Origin of the sequence: Nocardiopsis dassonvillei subsp. dassonvillei DSM 43111 (genome assembly GCF_000092985.1) — a bacterium.
GTDB lineage: Bacteria > Actinomycetota > Actinomycetes > Streptosporangiales > Streptosporangiaceae > Nocardiopsis > Nocardiopsis dassonvillei.
Genome location: NC_014210.1, coordinates 1,519,574 through 1,536,524 on the forward strand (window position 1 = coordinate 1,519,574; position 16,951 = coordinate 1,536,524).

Here is a 16,951-nt window from a genome sequence, read left to right on the forward strand (position 1 = left end):
AGGATTTCCCTCCCTCGCGCCGCCGCTCCGCCACCGCCGAGGTGCCCGACCCGCAGGTCGGCGGCTCCCGTACGAGGCCCGCACCCAGGGTGACGTTGCCATTTCGCAACGGTTTTCCCCGAACAGCGGGGGTATTCGCATACCGTTCCCCTTCGGCCGGGATGCTCTCTTCGTGAGGAAGCAGAGGACCCGATCGCATTCATTCGCCGGGCCGGGGCCCGTCGCCCCCTCGGCCGAGGGGTTGACCATCGACGGATCGGAGGACCTTGTGAGTGGTCTCAGCGGTGGCGCCACGGTTGTCAGGCAGGCAGCTGGAGCGAGCGCCACGACGACACCGTCCGGAACGGGGCGGCTCTCGGTCGCCGAGGGCAGGATCGCCAGGGCCGCCCTGGAGGAACTGCCGAAGGACGGGGTGATCATGCTCGACGCCGGGCCGATGGCGGAGCGGATCGCGTGGTTGCTGCCCGCCGGGTGCGGGCTGAGCGTCCTGACCAACTCGGTCCCGGCCGCGCTGGGGCTGGCCTCGCGCCGCGACCTCTCCGTGCACCTCCTGGGGGGCCGGGTGAGCGCGGCGGCCGGGACCACGCTGGCCTCCGTGCGCCTGCTGGAGCAGCTCCACGTCGACGTGGCCTTCATCGTCGCCGACGGCGTGTCCCCCGGGCGGGGCCTGACCTGTGCCGATCCCGCGGAGGTGATGACCAGGCAGGCCATGGTGCGGGCCTCGTCCAGGACCGTGCTGCTGGCCGACCACACCAGGATCGGCGGCGACCGCATCTCCCGCTTCGCGCGCCTGCACGAGGTGGACTGCCTCATCACCGACAGCGGCACCGATCCCGAGGACGTCCGGAGGCTGCGCGGACGCGGACCGCGCGTACGCGTGGTCTGATCCCGCCCGGCGCCGGACACGCCCGGTGACGAACGGGTCGGCCGCCGGACGCGTCCGGCGGCCGACGGATGTGTCGCGCTCCACACCGCGGCGCCCTCCCCGCCCCGTCTCCGACCAGTCCCGCGGGTCGGAGACGGGGCAACCGGCTCCAACGGCGGTGTCGTTCAGATGTTGTTTTGCGTGTGTTTGTCGCAGGGCCGCGGATGCGTGTTCTTCTCGGGGTGCCGTGAGGCTGATGTCCGGAAGCTCCGCCGGTCCACAGTCACAGAAGGGGCACGGGGGTTGTTACGACAGGCGACTTCTCTATAAGCTCACGCAAGGACAGATAAAACCCAACCAATACCACGTGGTTTCGGTCAGTCCTCGGGCTCCGCCCCGCGCGACTCGGGTCACGCCGACCCGCGGCGGACCGAACCCGGGCGAGGGGGTCCCCTCCTCCGCCCGTTCCGCTCAACGGCCTCCGCGTCCGGTCCCGTGACCTCCCGGCGCAGGAGACCGCCCCCGCCCCTCGTCGGAAGGGAAAGGGCCCGTTCACCGGGTCGGTTCCGCCATGCTGCACCACCCCTCCCCTTCCCCGGCAGTGGAGAACGCACCGATGACGACAGCCGTGAGAAGAACCGGCGCCGTCCCGCGCGCGGCCGCGATCGCGGGATGCTGTGCGGTCCTCGCCCTGGCGGCGGGCTGCTCATCCTCCGAAAGCGGGGTCTCCGAGGGCGCGGTCTCCGGGGCGGAGGCCGCACCGAGTTCCCCGGCCGCCCCGTCCGGCGACGAGGAGGCCGCGGCGCTCGCCGCCTACACCGGCATGTGGGACACGGTCGTGGCCGCCTCCCACGAGGGCGGCGAGGTTCCCCCCGAACTCCGGGACTACGCCGTGGGCGGCGCCTACGCCCTCATGAGCGCGGCCCTGGAGGGGGCCCGTACCGCCGGTGCCCAGGTCACCGGCGAACCCGTCCTCGACCCCGTCGCCGCGGTCGAGGGACCCGACAGCGCGACGGTCGACGACTGCCTCGACGACTCCGGCTGGAACCTCGGCATGGGCGCCTCCTCCGGGCAGGGCCCGCGCCTCGTCGAGGCCACACTCATTCACGACGGACTCGCCTGGCGCGTGTCCGACCTCAGGATCTGGGAAGCGGGATCATGCTGAGACTCGTACGACCCACGGCCACGGCCGCGGTACTGACCCTGCTGGCGGCCGGAGCCGCCACCGCCCCCGCGCACGCCGACGACGGCTCCTTCCTCGGCCAGATCGAGTGCGGCAGCTCGGGCGGGAACGGCTGCTCCATCCTGCTGCGCTGGTGGCAGAGCCAGGCGGGCCAGCAGGGCTCCGGCGGTTCGGGCGGCTCGGGGGGCTCCGGCGGCTCCGGAGCCCAGGACGACCCCTACGCCCACGTCGACTGGGACGCGATCGACTGGTCCCAGGTGGACTGGAGCGCCATCGACTGGGAGTCCATCGACTACGAGCAGGACGGGGAGGAGGGGCAGGAGGGCACCGACATGGTCACCGCCCTCCAGGAGGCCATGGCCTCCTTCGAACTGCCCCCGCCCCGGATCGAGACCTCCCCGGGCAGCGACTCCCTGGTCCTGGTCAACACCCCCGTGTGGCTGTGGGTGGAGTCCCAGGACTGGGAGGCCACCGAGGCCTCCGCCGAGCTCCAGGACTCCTCCTTCACGGTCAGCGCCAGCCCCGTCTCCACCGTCTGGACGCTGGGCGACGGCACGCAGATCAGCTGCGAGGGCCCCGGGACGCCCTTCGACCCGGCCGTGCACGACCCCGAGTCGGCCTCCCCCGACTGCGGGCACGTCTACACCCTGCCCTCCGACGGCCAGCCCGGCGGCGCCTACCCCGTCACCGTCCAGGTCGGATGGAACGTGGGCTGGGAGATCACCGAGGGCGAGTTCGCCGAGGGCGCGACGGGCGAGTTCGACCCGCTCACCACGACCTCGCAGGTCGAACTCCAGGTGGCCGAATCCCAGGGCCTGGTCACCGGCACCGGCAACCGCTAACACCGAAAGAAGACGACAGACGTGGTGGACACGAAGACGGCACCGGCCCCCGCGGCCTCCCCGCGGCAGGGGGAGACCCCTCCGGTGCGGCTCCTGGGCAGCGGACCCCGCCGCTGGCGGTGGCTGGTCCTGGCCCTGGGCATGATGACCGCGGGCGGCCTGACCGGTGTTGTGGCCCTTGAGCAGATGGACGACCGGCAGGGCGTGCTCGTCGCCGACACCGACCTGCCCGCGGGCCACGTGGTGACCGCGGAGGACCTGCGGGTCGCGCGGATCTCCGTCGCCGACGGGGTCTCCTTCGTCGGCGCCGACCGCCTGGAGGCGACCGTCGGCCAGACCCTCACCGTGCCCGTCACCGAGGGCGGCCTCCTCCCCGAGGCCGCCCTGGGCACCGAGGCCGCCTTCCCCGAGCGGGACCGCGCCGTGCTCGGTGTGGCCCTGCGCGTGGGCCGCTTCCCCGCCTCGATCGGCCCCGGCGCCGCGGTCTCCGTGGTGGTCCACCCCGAGGAGGGCGCCACGGGCGGCGGCGTCGAGGCCTACCGCGCGCTCGTGCGCGACGTCCAGCCCTCCGCCGCCGAGGACGGCTCGGTGGAACTCGAACTCGTCGCGTCCTCCGCCGACGCCGCCGCCATCGCCTCGGCCGCCGCCGTCGAGCGGGTCAGCGTCGTCCAGGTCAACCCGCGGGGAGGCGCGTGATGCCCCGGACCGTGGCGCTCTTCTCCCTGGGCGGAGCACCCGGCGTCACCTGCGCGGCCATGGCACTGGCCGCGGTCTGGCCAGGCGAGGCCGGAGCCGTCCTGGTGGAGACCGACGCCTCCGGCGGCGACGTCGCCACCTGGCGCCGCCTCCAGCCGGACCCCGGCCTGACCGGCCTGGCCGCCGCCGCCCGGCACGGCGGGGCCTCCGCCGACCTGGCCGCGCACACCCAGATCCTCCCCGGAGGGCTGTCGGTGTGCCACGCGCCCGTCACCGCCGACCGCGCCGAGGGCGCCGTGCGCCTGCTCGCCCAGAACCCCGGCGTGCTCGTCTCCGCAGACGGGCCCGCGGTCGTCCTGGACCTGGGCCGCCTGACCCCCGGCGCGTCCGCCGCCGCACTGGCCACGTGGGCCGACGAGGCACTGCTGCTCGTCGCCGACGACCTGGCGCAGCTGCGCCGGGCCAAGGAGGCCTCCGAGGCCCTGACCCGCAGCCTGCCGCGCCTGCGCACCGTCGTCGTCGGCGGCTCCGGCAACGTCCGCGAGATCGAGGGCGCGCTGGGCCCGGGCGTGTGGGGGCGGCTCCCCGACGACGCGCGCTCCGCGGCCTTCCTGCGCGGGGAGGCCAACCCGCGCAAGCCGCAGCGCAGGCCCCTGCTGAAGGCGGCGGCGCGTCTGGCGAAGGACCTCGCCGAGGGCGTCCGCCCCGCTGAGCCGGCCGACGGCGGCGGAGCCCCGGCGCCCGCGCCCGAGGCGACGGGGGTCCACGCATGAGCAGCGGACACGACGCCGGATACGACATCACCGACGGCTACTTCCTGGACACCGACCGGGCCCGCACCGTGGCCGACCGCGTGGAGCGGACCGTCACCGAGGCCACCCGGCGGCTCAGCGAGGAGACCCGCGGCCAACCCGAGGACACGCCCGAGGAGTACCGCGCCCGCGCCGAACGCGTCATCGCCCAGATCCTCGACGAGGACGCGAGCCGCGCCCTGTCCGAGGGCAGGCAGGTGCTCGACGCCACTACCGAGGCCTCCGTCGCCGCTGGCGCCCTGGCCCGGGTGTGCGGGCTCGGACCCCTCCAGCCGCTCCTGGACGATCCCGGGATCGAGAACATCAACATCAACGGCGTGCACGTGTGGGTGCGCCGCGCCGACGGAAGCCGCGAGCGGCACGACTCCCTCTTCGACGACCCCGACGAGGTCGTCGCCCTGGTCCGGCGCCTGGCGTCGGAGTCCGCCACGGGGGAGCGCCGCTTCGACCCGGGCGCGCCCATCCTCGACATGCAGCTGCCCGGCGGCGAGCGCCTCAACGCGGTCATGGAGGTCGCCCGGCAGCCCTCGGTGTCCATCCGCCGCCACCGCTACGGCCGCACCACCCTCGAACAGCTCCACGGACTGGGCACGATCGACGACACCCTGGTCGCCCTGCTGCGCGCGGGGGTGCGCTCCCGCCGCAACATGGTCATCACCGGCGGCACCGGCGCGGGCAAGACCACCCTGCTGCGGGCCCTGGCCGCCGAGATCCCCGTGGACGAACGCCTCGTCACCATCGAGGACGTCTTCGAACTCGGGCTGGACCGCGACCGCGACGCCCACCCCGACTGCGTCGCCCTCCAGGCCCGACCGGCCAACGTCGAGGGCGTCGGCGAGATCACCATCGCCGACCTGGTGCGCACGGCCCTGCGCATGTCGCCGGACCGGGTCATCGTCGGTGAGACGCGCGGCCACGAGACCGTCCCGCTGCTCAACGCCATGAGCCAGGGCAACGACGGCAGCCTCACCACCCTGCACGCCGCCAACTCCGCGGGCGCCTTCACCAAGCTGGGCGCCTACGCCGCCCAGTCCGCCGAGCGCCTGCCCCTGGACGCCACCGCGTCCCTGGTGGCCGCCGCCGTGCACCTGGTCGTGCACGTGTCGGCGCTGCCCACGGGCGGGCGCATGGTCACGAGCGTGCGCGAGGTGGTGGGGGCCGAGGGGCAGAACGTGGTCTCCAACGAGATCTACCGGCGCGACCGCAACGGGCCCCTGCCCGCGGCGCCGCCCAGCCCCAACACGCTCGACGCCCTGGCCGAGGCCGGGTTCGACCCGGCGATGCTGAGCCCGGACACAGTGGGGTGGGCACGGTGACGACTCCTGTTCTGCTCGTCGCCGCCGCGGGCGTCCTGCTCGGCGCGGGGCTGTGGCTGGCCCTGGCGTCGCTGGCGGCGTCCGGTGGTAACTCGCGTACCTCGCGGGTTCCGCAGTGGCGGGCGCTCCTGTTCGGCCGCCAGCGCCCGTTGAGGTTGGTCGCTGCGGTCGTCGGCGGCCTGCTGGTCTGGTTCGTCACCGGGTGGCCGGTGGCCGGTGTGCTCGCCGCCGCGGGCTGCTGGTGGGGCCCGGCGGTGCTGGGTCCCGACCGCGGTCATGAGAAACAGGTGGCGGGGGTCGAGGCCGTCGCGGCCTGGACCGAGATGCTGCGCGACCTGATGGCCGGTGCGGCCGGTCTGCACCAGGCCGTGGCCGCCACGGTGCCCATCGCGCCCGAGCCGGTGAGGGAACCGGTCGCCAGGCTGGCGGAGCGGCTGCGGGCCGGTCAGCCCACGCAGGGTGCGTTGCGGGCCTTCGCGGACGAGGTGGACAACCCCACCGCTGATCTGGTTGCTGCCGCTCTGAGCACGGCCGCCACTAGGCACGCCACCGACCTGGGCACGCTGCTCGGAAGCCTGGCGGAGGCCGCACGTGAACAGGCGGCGATGTTGGTGAGGGTGGCGGCGAGCCGTGCCAGGCTGCGCACCTCCACCCGGATCATCGTCGGTACGACCGTGGGTATGGCCGCGCTCTTAATGGCATTCAATCCCGGTTACCTAGAGCCTTTTGATGGCTTCCTAGGACAGGTGGTCCTCGCGGGTATCGGGGGCCTGTGGGCGGGTGCTTTGGTCTGGCTGTCCAGAATGTCCCGCTTCGATTTGGGGCCGAGAGTGCTTTCTCCTGGATCCTCGTCCCCTTACGCCTCGGAGGCTCTCCGATGACTCCCAACTTGGCCGCTGCTCTTGCGGGTGCCGCCATCGGGCTGGCCCTGTGGGCACTTTTCGCCGCCCGCTGGGCACGCCCGACACTCGCTGAACGCTTGGCCGCTCCGCCTCCTCCCAGGCCTGTCATGGTCACGGACCAGGATGCCGGAGTACTGATTCGCCTGGGAAAGATCGGTGTTCCGATCATGGAAGGCTTCGGTATGCCAGGGCGCCGCACCCGGCGAAACTTGATGGTGTGCGAACGCTCACCAGAGTCCTACCTCGCCGAGAAGTTCACTAGTCTGCTTCTGGGCTTGGCCTTGCCACCGTTGTTGGGGAGCATATTTGCCTTGGCCGGAATCCGGCCGTCCGCGACTGTCGCAGCGGTCGTGTGGGTGTTGTTCGTTCTTGGCACCTGGTCCGCACCCGATATGTCCCTGCGGGATGAAGCGAATAAGCGTCGGGAACAAATGCGCCGTGCCTTGGCAAGCTTTGCTGATCTGGTCGTAGTGTCTCTGGCCGGGGGAGCGGGCGTCAACGGTGCTCTCGCTGACGCCGGAGCGGCGGGCAACGGATGGGCCATGGCCCGTATCCGGGAGAGCCTGCGCCAGGCAACGCTCATGCGCCAATCCCCTTGGACCGCGTTGCGCGACCTTGGTGAACGTTACGACACCCCAGAGTTTGCCGAACTGGCGGCCAGTCTCCAGCTTGCCGGTGCTGACGGTGCCCGCATTCGCAGTTCCCTGGCTGCCAAAGCTAAGACACTGCGCACTCAGTTCCTTGCCGAAATGGACGCCGAGGCTCAGTCCGCCACAGAGCGGATGAGCCTGCCGGTGATCCTGCTTTTTGCCGGGTTCTTAGCTTTGCTGGGTTATCCGGCAATGAGCAACATCATGTTCAGCGCATGAGCATCCAACACATTATGGAGATCCCAGATGCAACGCATCACCGCCTACCTCAGTTCCCTCTTGCTCAGCCGGAGGGACGATGGTTACTCCACCGAAACGGTGATCATCACGGCAGCCCTCGTTCTTGCCGCGGTTGGGATCGCTGGTGCCATCACTGCCCGCGTGGCGTCCGAGATCGGCTCGATCTCCGGCGGCTGACTTTGACCCTTTCACGAGACGATCGTGGCAGTGCGGAAATGGCCGTAGCTACGCCCATGCTGCTGCTCCTGGTCCTGCTGGTCATCCAGACGGCTCTGTGGATGCATGGTGACAACGTCGTCGCCGACATCGCTCGGAGGACTGCTGAGCAGTCGCGTACGGCCGGTGGTGGCACGTCGGTGGTCGAGGTAGGAGGAAGCTCCTTCCTCTCCGGCCTCGACGTGTCCGTCAACCGCAGCGCGCAGGAGGTACGCGTGGTGGTGGACGCTGAGGTGCCCACTCTCATCCCCGGCTTTAGCTGGCCGGTGGGACACGAGGTCACCGCGCCCGTGGAGCGCTTCGTTCCCTTGGAGGCAGCTCCGTGAGCCCTCGACAGCTCGCTGACATGGGACAGGGAGACCGCGGCTCGGCCTCGGTGGAACTGGCGCTCCTCACCCCCGCCCTCCTGGCGTTCGCACTCCTCATGGTGCTCGCCGGGAGGGTGGCGGACGCCAACTCCACCGCCGACCAGGTGGCGCACTCCGCCGCTCGGGCGGCCTCCCTCGAACGCAGCGTCGCCGCCGCAGAGGGAGCGGCCTCAAGTACCGCGGCGAGTTCCCTCGCCGAGAACGGCCTGGTCTGCGGCGACCACTCCGTCACCCTCGACCACGGCGGTCTGACCCCCGGAGGGGCGGTCACCGCCGTGGTCGAGTGCCGCGTCGGACTGAGCGGCCTGACCGGGCTGGGCGTCCCCGGAACCATGACGATCACCGGGGACGCCACCGTCGTCGTCGACACCTTCAGGGGGCAGCCGTGAGACGCACGGACGACAGGGGCCAGACCACGGCGTTCGTCGCCATCCTGGCCTCGGCCTTCCTCCTCTGCCTGGGCCTGGTCACCGACGGCGGCGGTCTGATGCGCGCCCGCAACGAGGCCGCCACCCTGGCCCAGGAGGCCGCGCGTGCGGGCGTCCAGCAGCTCGACTGGTCCTCCTACCGCGAGGGCACGAACGAGGTCGCCCTCGACCCCTCGGCGGCCTCCGCCGCCGCGCAGTCCTTCCTCAACGCCGCCGGTGCCACCGGTACGGTCGCGGTCAGCGGCGACACCGTGACCGTGACCTGCTCGGTGGACTACTCCTTCACCCTCCTACCGATGGGCTCGACCACCGTCGACGCCACGGCCACCGCACGTCCCCACACCCAGCCGACTCCCTAGCTCCAGTGAGGCGGACATGACCCAGATCCGACGGCTGAGCGCCCTCCTGCTCGCAGCGGCGATCCTGCTCGGCATCCCCTACCTGCTCCTGTGGCATCTGCCCTGGCCGGAGCTGCCGGACTCCTGGGCCGTGGCCGCGGCCCACCTGCGCGGCTGGCGTCTGCCGCCGGGTGTGTTCACCGCCCTGCTCATCACCGTGCTGTGGGCCCTGTGGGGTCTGTACGCGGCCGGACTGGTCGTGGAGACCTTCGCCCGCCTGCGCGGCATGCCCCGCAGGCTGCGCCCCCTCGGGCCGCTCCAGGTGGTGGCGGCGGCCGCCGTGGGAACCGTGGCGGTCGCCCCGGCCACCGCGTTCGCCGACACCGTCACCACGCAGGAGGACCGCGAGGCGGACGGGCAGCAGGACGCCGACGCGCCCCCCGCCCCCGAGGAGGCCCCGTCCGCGCAGCCCGTCGAGCGGGTGCGCACCGTCTCCGGTTTCGGCGTCGGCTCGGCCGAGCTCACCGAGCAGATGCGCGACGACCTCGCACCGGTCGCGGAGATGATCGACTCCTACGGCGACACCGAGACGCCCGTGCGCATCACCGGCCACACCGACCCCAGCGGGAACGCCCAGACCAACCAGGAGCTGTCCGAGCGCCGGGCCCAGGCGGTCGCCGACCACCTCGACGAGGTCCTGGGCGAGGAGGCCCCGGAGATGGAGGTGGAGGGCGTCGGCTCCGAGCAGCCCCGCGAGGGCGGCGCCGCCGCCCAGCGCAGGGCCGAGGTCGCCTACACCGTCGTTCCGCAGCCGACCTCCCTCCAGTCGCGTGTGATGGCCGCCGAGACGCCGGACCCCGGTGCCGGTGCCGGGGAGACCGCTGCCCCCGTCGAGGAGGACGACCCCGTGGAGGCGGCGGCCGCTGCCGCCGCCGAGGCCGCCGGGGACGGCGAGAACGTGCTGGTCGTGGAGATCCCCGACGGCGCCGTCACCGGAGCGGTGGCGTTCGCGGGCCTGGCCGGGGGATACCTGCTGGGCAAGCGGGGCGTCCGGATGCCCGGCGTCAGCCTGAGCCTGCCCCGCCTGCCGAGGGCGCCCCGCCGCCTGGCCCTGACCGCCCCGCCGCCCCGCCCCACCCCCGGGGACGAGATCGACGAGCGGGTGACGGTGGAACTCGACCACGTGCCCGGCCTCGGCATCACCGGGCCGGGTGCGGCGGGGGCCGCCCGGCGCCTCATCGTCAACGCGCTCGACCGCCTCAACGGCGACGCCGTGCGCGTGCTGCTCACCGAGGCCGAGGCCGCCCGCCTGGTGGGCGACCGGGGCCGCGACCTGCTGCGCGCGCATCCCTGCGAGCCCGTGCGGATGGTCGGCACGATGGAGGAGGCCCTGACCGTCCTCCAGCGCGAGCTGCACCAGATCGTCGAGGAACCGGGGGAGCGGCCGCACACGCCCCTGGCCCTGGTGACCTCGCCCACCTCCGAGCACGAGACCGCGCTGTCGGGTCTGCTGCTGCACGGGCAGCAGCAGGGCATCACGGCCGTGGTCCTGGGCCGCTGGCCGCTCGGGGGCAGCTGCGTCATCGAGGAGGACGGTCTCATCACCGAGACCAGCCCTCCGCTCAACCCGGTCTTCCACTGCTCCTGGCCCGGCGCGACCGCCGAGGAGGTCATGGACGCCGTCCGCGCCTACCGCCACTCCTCGCCCGCCCTGGAGGAGACCGGTGACCGGGTGCCGAGCCCGGAGGCCGCCGCGGAGACCGTCCCGGACGTCGCGCTGGAGGAGGCCGGTTCCTTCGCGGAGCCGTTCCTCGGCGCCCTGGGGGAGCAGACCGCTGTTGAGACGGCGGAGGCGAACGAGCCGGTAGAGACGGCTGAGTCGACCGAGTCGACCGAGTCGACCGAGTCAGTCGATGCGGTTGATGCCGCTGTGGGCGAGAAGGACCAGAAGAGGGCCGAGGCGGCCGCGAAGCCCAGGAGGACCAAGGGGATCAGGAAGGCCAAGGCGGCCGACGCCTCGGAGGAGGGCTTCTGGGACGCCGACGTCTGGAACACCGACTTCTGGGAGACCGACGCGCCCGCGGCCGGGAAGGCCGACACCGACCGGTCCGAGACCGAGTCGGCCGAGGCCGCGCCGTCCGTGCCCGAGCGGCCAGGTGCACTGTGGTCCGAGGCCGAGCCGGACGACACGGCCCGCTTCGGGGCCGCGTCGGAGGTCTCCACGCGGCCGGACACCCGGTCGGACGGTTCCGTCATCGGGCGGCCCGCCGTGGAGGAGAGCACGACGCGGCCTTCCTCGTCCGCACCCTCCGTTTCCGAGGAGGCGGTTTCCGGATCGTCCGCGGACGCGGAACCCGCGGGCACCGGAGCGGACCGCTCCGCCCCCGAGCCGTCCGCCGCCGAGGAGGCCGAGCCCCGGCCGTCCGCGTTCGAACAGCTCGCCGCCGAGGAACAGGTGTCCCGGGAGACCGTGACGGGACCGTCCGAGTCCGCGCGGCCCACCGCCTCCGCACCCGCTCCGGAGAAGGCCGCCGCCGAGGAGTCCGCGCCCGAGCAGAGTGCGTCGGAGCGGTCCGCCCGGGAGGAGGGCGCCCCCGTGGCCTCCCCGTCCGAACGGCCCTCCGCCGAACAGTACGCCGCCGAGCTGTCCGCGCCCGCGCCGTCCGCGACCCGGGAACAGCGCGCGCCCGAGGAGACCGCGTCCGAGCCCGCCGAGCCCCGGGAGAACGCGTCCGCCCAGGTCACCGCTCCGGCACGGACGGAACAGCCGAAGGAGAACGCACCCGCGGAGCCCCCAGCCCAGCGCCCCACGTCCGAGGAGGCCGTCCCCGCCAGGCCCGCCGCCGAGCGGCGTGAGCCGGAGCCCGAGCCCGCCAGGCCCGCCCCCGGGCGTCCGAGCACCGGCACGGTTCCGTCGGTGGTCGCCTCTCCAGCCCGCGCCCAACGCCCGTCCCAGCAGACGCGCACGGCGCCCGCCCAGCAGGAGACGGCCTCCGAGGAAGAGACCGCCCCCGTCCGCAAGGCCGCCAAACGCGCCGTGCGCTCCCGCCTCCCGAAGCCGAGCGGGACCGCGTCCGCTCCGGCGGCCCAGGCGTCCCCGTCCGCCCCGGCGGCGCGGTCCGAGCAGCTCCCGCTCCCGGACCAGCCCGCCCGCCCCGAGCGGGCCCGCGCCCGCGCCCAGAACGCGGCCGCGTCCGGCGCCGAGCCCCTCACCAGCCGCGCGGAGCGCATGGAGAGGCGCACCAGGGCCGAACGCAGGAACGCCACCGCCCCCGCCGGAGCCGTCGCCGAGCACCCCGTGCCGGACACCGAGGGCGGGGAGTCGGACGGGTCCCAGCCGTCCCGGCCCCTGCTCCGCAAGCCCAAGAAGGCGGGACGCGGAAGGAGCTGGCGCCCCAGGGACAACTCCTGACCCGGGGCCCGCACCCAGGTGTCGTGGCGCGGACGGCCGGAGCCGACTCCGTACACTGCACGGACAGTGTGCGCGGCTCCGGCCGCGTCCCGCCAGCGTGACGAGGGGGTCGCAGATGAGGGCCAACCAGATGCCCACCGAGGAGATCACCCGCGACCCGGCGGCCTTCGCCGACCGGGTCACCGCAGACGGCCGCTTCGGCCGCCGCGCCGAGCCGGGCCGTTACCGCCTGGTCGTCAGCCGCGCCTGTCCCTGGGCGCACCGGGTCGTCATCACCCGTCGGCTCATGGGTCTGGAACAGGCCGTCTCCCTGGCCGTCACCGACCCCCGCCAGGAGGTCATCGAGGGCGACCCGCACTGGGTGTTCACCGAGGCGACCGGCAGCCCCGGCGACAGGGACCCCGTCCTGGGCATCCACGCCCTGCGCGAGGCCTACCTGGCGCGCGACCCCTCCTACGACGGCGGGGTCAGCGTCCCCGGCCTGGTCGACGTGGAGAGCGGCCACCTGGTGACCAACGACTTCGACCAGCTGGTCCGGGACATGGACACCGAGTGGGGCGGCCTGGTCAGGGACGGCGCCCCGGACCTGTACCCGTCCGCGCTGCGCGACGAGATCGACGCCCTGTCCCGGGAGGTCTACACCGACCTCAACAACGGCGTGTACCGGGCCGGGTTCGCCCCCGACCAGAGGCGCTACGACGCCGCGGTCGCCGCCGTCTTCGCCAGGCTGGACGCGCTGGAGGAGCGCCTCTCCGGTCGGCGCTACCTGGTCGGGGACTCGATCACCGAGGCCGACATCAAGCTCTTCCCGACCCTGGTGCGCTTCGACGCGGCCTACCACGGCCACTTCAAGTGCAACGTCCGCAAGCTGTCGGAGTACCCGGCGCTGTGGGCCTACGCCCGCGACCTGTTCCAGACGCCGGGGTTCGGCGACACCACCGACCTCGACCACGTCCGGATCCACTACTACTGGGTCCACACGGGGATCAACCCCACGCGGATCATCGCCGCAGGACCCGATCCGCGCGGCTGGCTCACCCCGCACCACCGCGAGGAGCTGGGCGGCAGCCCCTTCGGCGCCGGGACCTCCCCGGGGCCGGTTCCGAGGGGCGAGCGCGTCCCCGACATCTCCTGACCCTCGCGCCCCGGCCGCACCCCTCCTGGCGCGTCTCCGATCCGCTGGTGGACGTACCGGAACCGTGGCCGGTGTGACGCCAGTGGCCCTGAACCGCGATGGCGGGTTTGCCGCCGCTAACGGGCCGCGCGCGCGGGGCCGCGGCGGGCGAACCCTGGTATGTGCTCGGGGCGCAGGCCCTTGCCGATGAGGTAGGCGGGCACGAACGACAACCAGGGCATGCGGTCCAGGGCCGCCAGCACGGGCTTGGGCGGACCCTGCCGCTCGCCCCTGATGATCGGTTCGGCCAGCCCCCGGTGCATGAGGCGCTGGAGCGTCTGGACCGCGACCGTCGGCACGATCCGCCGCCTGCGCACCGCGGCCAGGTCGCGGGAGGCGAGCGAGCGCCCCTTCAACGGCCGGGCCAGCAGTGTCGCGGCGGCCACGGCGTCCTGCACGGCGAGGTTGATCCCCACGCCCCCGAGGGGGGACATCGCGTGGGCCGCGTCGCCGATGCACAGCAGGCCCTCCACGTGCCAGCGGCGCAGCCGGTTGACCCGCACGTCCAGGTGCTTGACCTCGTCCATGGACCGCAGGGCCCCCACCCGGTCGGCCAGCTCCGGCATGAGTTCGGCGAGGTCGCGCCGGAAGGCCCCGATCCCGCGTGCGCGCAGTTCCCGGTCGGTGCCCTTGGGGCCGATGTAGGCGATCTGGAGGTAGCCCTCACGCGGGATGACCACGGCGAACCTGCCCGGGGCCGCACGCGGGGTCAGGGTCGCGCGGTCACCCGACTCACGGGGCAGGCGGAACCACCACGCGTCGATCCCCACCGGGAACTCCCGGGACACCAGACCCGTCTCGCGGCGGGCCAGCGACCACCGCCCGTCACAGGCCACCGTCAGGTCGGCGCGGATCTCCCCGTCGCCGTCGAGGTCCCGGTAGCGCACGCCCGCCACCCGGCCGGACTCGTGCAGCAGCCCCGTCACCTCGGTGTCCATCCGCAGGGTGAAGGCCGCCTCCTCGCCGCCCGCCTCGGCGATGAGGTTGAGGAAGTCCCACTGCGGGACCATCGCGATGTAGGGGTGGGCGAGCCCCCGCAGCCTGCGGAAGTCGGCGACGGTCACGGTGCGGCACCCGCCCAGCGGGAAGGCCACCTCGTCCAGCCTGCTCTGCGGCAGCCGGGCGAACCGCTCGTACAGGCCCAGCTCCTCCAGCAGCTCCAGGGTGGAGGGGTGCACGGTGTCCCCGCGGAAGTCCCGCAGGAAGTCGGCGTGCTTCTCCAGCACGGTGACCTCGACACCGGCCCGGGCCAGCAGCAGGCCCAGAACCATTCCGGCGGGGCCGCCGCCGACGACCACGCAGGTCGTACGCTCGCTCGTGCGTTCACTCATGGCGACTCCGCTCGTTCAGGGCGATTGTGGTGACGTGTCGGCGGTGTTCGGATCGGTCGCGACGGCGCGCAGGAAGGACTCGGCGAACACCGCGCTGACCTCCTCGATCCCGGGGAACTCCACACCCTCCACTCTGTCCAGGGCCGGGCGCAGCATGCAGTGCACGGCGATCGGGGCGAGCATCTGCTGGATCAGCAGGGGGACCGTCAGGTCGCGGACGCGGCCCGCGGCCACCTCCCCGGCCAGCCACCCGCCCAGTCCGGCGAGCAGGCGGGGGAAGAAGAACCGGACGAGCAGGTCGGAGGTGGGTCCCTCGGGGCGGGCGAACACGTCGGCGAGCATGGCGGGCAGCACCCGGGGCTCGCGGCTGAAGGCCTTGCCCAACAGGCGGTAGATCGCCCGGACCCGGTCGGCCAGGTCACCCGCCGGTCCGCTGAGCACCGCCTCCAGGTCCAGGATCGGGCCGTAGCGCTCGAAGACCGCGCGCAGCAGCTCGTCCCGTCCGCCGAAGGTCGCGTAGAGGCTGTGCACCGAGCACCCGGCGGAGGCGGCGACCGCCTCCAGGGTCGCCGCGGCCAGTCCCTGTTCGCTGATGAGGCCGCCCGCCGCCTCGACCGCGCGTTCCCGGACGGGGCGCTGCCCGCCCGGGTCCACGCCCGAGGCGCGCACCGCCTCGTCCAGGGCCCGGCGCGAACCCCCCACACGGCGCAGGAGGGTGCTGCGGGAGATCCCCGCCTCCTCCGCGATGGCGATCAGGGGCACGTCGGCCACGTCCTTCCCCAGGTTCTCCGAGGCGCGGACCGCCGCGCTCACGAGGCCGGTCGGGATCCGTGGACTGTTGAGCTCTGACATCATGGCAAAGGTAACACGTAGGCGAGTATCAGGGAAGGGTGGAAACCCCTCGCCCTCGAAGCGCCGGAGCCGGTCCGAGCCGGTCCGGTCCGCGCTCCCGGCGGGCCCGGGCCCCGGCTGAGGGGCCGACCGGAACTGTTGCCCCTGTGCTCCGCGAGCCCAGAGCCGCGGTGCGGCCCCGGGCTCGTGCGGCGGGTCCGGGGCCGTCCGCCTTCCCGCCCGCGGCCGTGAACGGCCACCGCACGGACACGCCGCCGGAGAGCCGCGTGTGCGACGGGGCCCTGCGCGCGGGCAAGGACGCGTCGCCGGACCCCCTCGGGCGGACGTGCCCTAGTGTTGGCCGCTGGGGGGAGGGTCCCGTGCGCGAGGGCCGGTGCGGGCACCGGCTACCGCCGCCCTCGCCCCGCCGGTCGAGCGGCCGGTCCGACGCCGACAGGGAGACAGAGGGAAGTGAGCGGCCGGTGCTGAGACTGCGCGGTCGGGAGTACGACGCGGACACGACGCTGGTCATGGCGATCGTCAACCGCACCCCCGACTCCTTCTACGACAGCGGTGCCACCTGGGACGACGGTCCCGCCTTCGAACGCGTGCGCAGGGTCGTGGCCGAGGGCGCCGACATCGTGGACATCGGCGGCGTCACCGCGGGCTATGGTCAGCCGGTCGACGCCGACGAGGAGAAGCGCCGCGTGGTCGACTTCGTGGCTGCCGTCCGCGCCGAGTTCCCCCAGCTGGTGATCAGTGTGGACACCTGGCGCGCGTCCGTGGGCCGGGCGGTGTGCGAGGCGGGCGCGGACCTGCTCAACGACGCCTGGGGCGGGTACGACCCGGAGCTGGCCGAGGTCGCCGCCGAGTTCGACGCCGCCCTGGTGTGCACCCACACCGGCGGCGTGGCCCCGCGCACCCCGCCGCACCGCACGCGCTACGAGGACGTGGTGCGCTCGGCCGTCGAGGACACGGTCGCCCTGGCCGAGCGCGCGGTCTCCCTCGGCGTGCACCCGGCGTCGGCGATCATCGACCCCGCGCACGACTTCGGCAAGAACACCTGGCACTCCCTGGAGCTGACCCGGCGCCTGGACGAGATGACCGCCACCGGCCGACCGGTCCTGGTGTCGCTGTCCAACAAGAACTTCGTCGGCGAGACCCTGGACCTTCCCGTCGGCGAGCGCCTGACCGGCACACTCGCCGCGACCGCCGTGTGCGCCTGGCACGGGGCGCAGGTCTACCGCGTGCACGAGGTGGCCCAGACGCGGCAGACGCTGGACATGGTCGCCAGCATCCGCGGGGTCCGTCCCCCCGCGCGGGCCGTGCGGGGACTGGTGTGAGGGA

General features: G+C 73.4%; 17 protein-coding genes. 15 read left to right on the forward strand and 2 right to left on the reverse strand.

Features of this window, described 5'->3' with window-relative positions:
* The first annotated feature begins 268 nt into the window (after positions 1–268).
* The 14 genes from NDAS_RS06085 to NDAS_RS06145 all read left to right on the forward strand — a co-directional run bounded on the left by NDAS_RS06085 (position 269) and on the right by NDAS_RS06145 (position 13,403).
* Entirely contained in the window at positions 269–886 is a 618-nt protein-coding gene (locus NDAS_RS06085) for a DeoR/GlpR family DNA-binding transcription regulator (RefSeq protein WP_013152264.1), read from the forward strand.
* A 595-nt stretch (positions 887–1,481) separates the two neighbouring features.
* Positions 1,482–2,030, forward strand: a complete 549-nt coding sequence (locus tag NDAS_RS06090) for a hypothetical protein (protein ID WP_013152265.1) — start codon at positions 1,482–1,484, stop codon at positions 2,028–2,030.
* The gene (locus NDAS_RS06095) at positions 2,024–2,890 is read left to right on the forward strand and encodes a hypothetical protein (protein ID WP_013152266.1); all 867 of its coding nucleotides are present in this window, start codon (positions 2,024–2,026) and stop codon (positions 2,888–2,890) included. The genes NDAS_RS06090 and NDAS_RS06095 overlap by 7 nt, the downstream gene beginning before the upstream one ends.
* 21 nt (positions 2,891–2,911) lie before the next feature.
* Positions 2,912–3,586 carry an SAF domain-containing protein gene (locus NDAS_RS06100; protein WP_041552444.1) on the forward strand — a complete coding sequence of 225 codons (675 nt, stop codon included), beginning with the start codon at positions 2,912–2,914 and terminating at the stop codon, positions 3,584–3,586.
* Positions 3,586–4,359 (forward strand): P-loop NTPase family protein, encoded by a 774-nt coding sequence (locus NDAS_RS06105; RefSeq protein WP_013152268.1) that lies wholly within the window; start codon positions 3,586–3,588, stop codon positions 4,357–4,359. The genes NDAS_RS06100 and NDAS_RS06105 overlap by 1 nt, the downstream gene beginning before the upstream one ends.
* A complete protein-coding gene (locus NDAS_RS06110) occupies positions 4,356–5,714 on the forward strand; it encodes a CpaF family protein (RefSeq protein WP_013152269.1) in 1,359 nt (452 codons plus the stop codon). The genes NDAS_RS06105 and NDAS_RS06110 overlap by 4 nt, the downstream gene beginning before the upstream one ends.
* Complete coding sequence (locus tag NDAS_RS06115) at positions 5,702–6,595, forward strand: type II secretion system F family protein (RefSeq protein WP_013152270.1); 894 nt, start codon at positions 5,702–5,704, stop codon at positions 6,593–6,595. Before NDAS_RS06110 ends, NDAS_RS06115 begins: the two co-directional genes overlap by 13 nt.
* 128 nt (positions 6,596–6,723) lie before the next feature.
* Positions 6,724–7,485, forward strand: coding sequence for a type II secretion system F family protein (locus NDAS_RS06120; protein ID WP_232051645.1), 762 nt, complete (start codon positions 6,724–6,726; stop codon positions 7,483–7,485).
* Positions 7,486–7,512: 27 nt separating this feature from the next.
* A complete protein-coding gene (locus NDAS_RS28835; RefSeq protein WP_013152272.1) occupies positions 7,513–7,683 on the forward strand; it encodes a hypothetical protein in 171 nt (56 codons plus the stop codon).
* Positions 7,684–7,721: 38 nt separating this feature from the next.
* Complete coding sequence (locus NDAS_RS06125) at positions 7,722–8,048, forward strand: TadE/TadG family type IV pilus assembly protein (RefSeq protein ID WP_041552445.1); 327 nt, start codon at positions 7,722–7,724, stop codon at positions 8,046–8,048.
* A gap of 20 nt (positions 8,049–8,068) precedes the next feature.
* Positions 8,069–8,479: a TadE/TadG family type IV pilus assembly protein gene (locus NDAS_RS06130; protein WP_086000753.1), complete on the forward strand. Its 411-nt coding sequence runs from the start codon at positions 8,069–8,071 to the stop codon at positions 8,477–8,479.
* Positions 8,476–8,877 carry a TadE/TadG family type IV pilus assembly protein gene (locus NDAS_RS06135; protein WP_013152275.1) on the forward strand — a complete coding sequence of 134 codons (402 nt, stop codon included), beginning with the start codon at positions 8,476–8,478 and terminating at the stop codon, positions 8,875–8,877. Before NDAS_RS06130 ends, NDAS_RS06135 begins: the two co-directional genes overlap by 4 nt.
* A gap of 16 nt (positions 8,878–8,893) precedes the next feature.
* Positions 8,894–12,268, forward strand: coding sequence for an OmpA family protein (locus tag NDAS_RS06140; protein ID WP_013152276.1), 3,375 nt, complete (start codon positions 8,894–8,896; stop codon positions 12,266–12,268).
* A gap of 115 nt (positions 12,269–12,383) precedes the next feature.
* Complete coding sequence (locus tag NDAS_RS06145) at positions 12,384–13,403, forward strand: glutathione S-transferase family protein (RefSeq protein WP_013152277.1); 1,020 nt, start codon at positions 12,384–12,386, stop codon at positions 13,401–13,403.
* Between the two features lie 116 nt (positions 13,404–13,519).
* Here the strand turns inward: NDAS_RS06145 and NDAS_RS06150 are convergent, their stop codons facing one another.
* Positions 13,520–14,773, reverse strand: coding sequence for an FAD-dependent oxidoreductase (locus NDAS_RS06150; protein ID WP_013152278.1), 1,254 nt, complete (start codon positions 14,771–14,773; stop codon positions 13,520–13,522).
* 15 nt (positions 14,774–14,788) lie between these two features.
* Positions 14,789–15,628 (reverse strand): TetR/AcrR family transcriptional regulator, encoded by an 840-nt coding sequence (locus NDAS_RS06155; RefSeq protein WP_013152279.1) that lies wholly within the window; start codon positions 15,626–15,628, stop codon positions 14,789–14,791.
* 458 nt (positions 15,629–16,086) lie between these two features.
* Between NDAS_RS06155 and folP the strand changes: the two genes are divergently transcribed.
* Positions 16,087–16,947 (forward strand): dihydropteroate synthase, encoded by an 861-nt coding sequence (gene folP, locus NDAS_RS06160; protein ID WP_013152280.1) that lies wholly within the window; start codon positions 16,087–16,089, stop codon positions 16,945–16,947.
* The last annotated feature ends 4 nt before the right edge of the window (positions 16,948–16,951 follow it).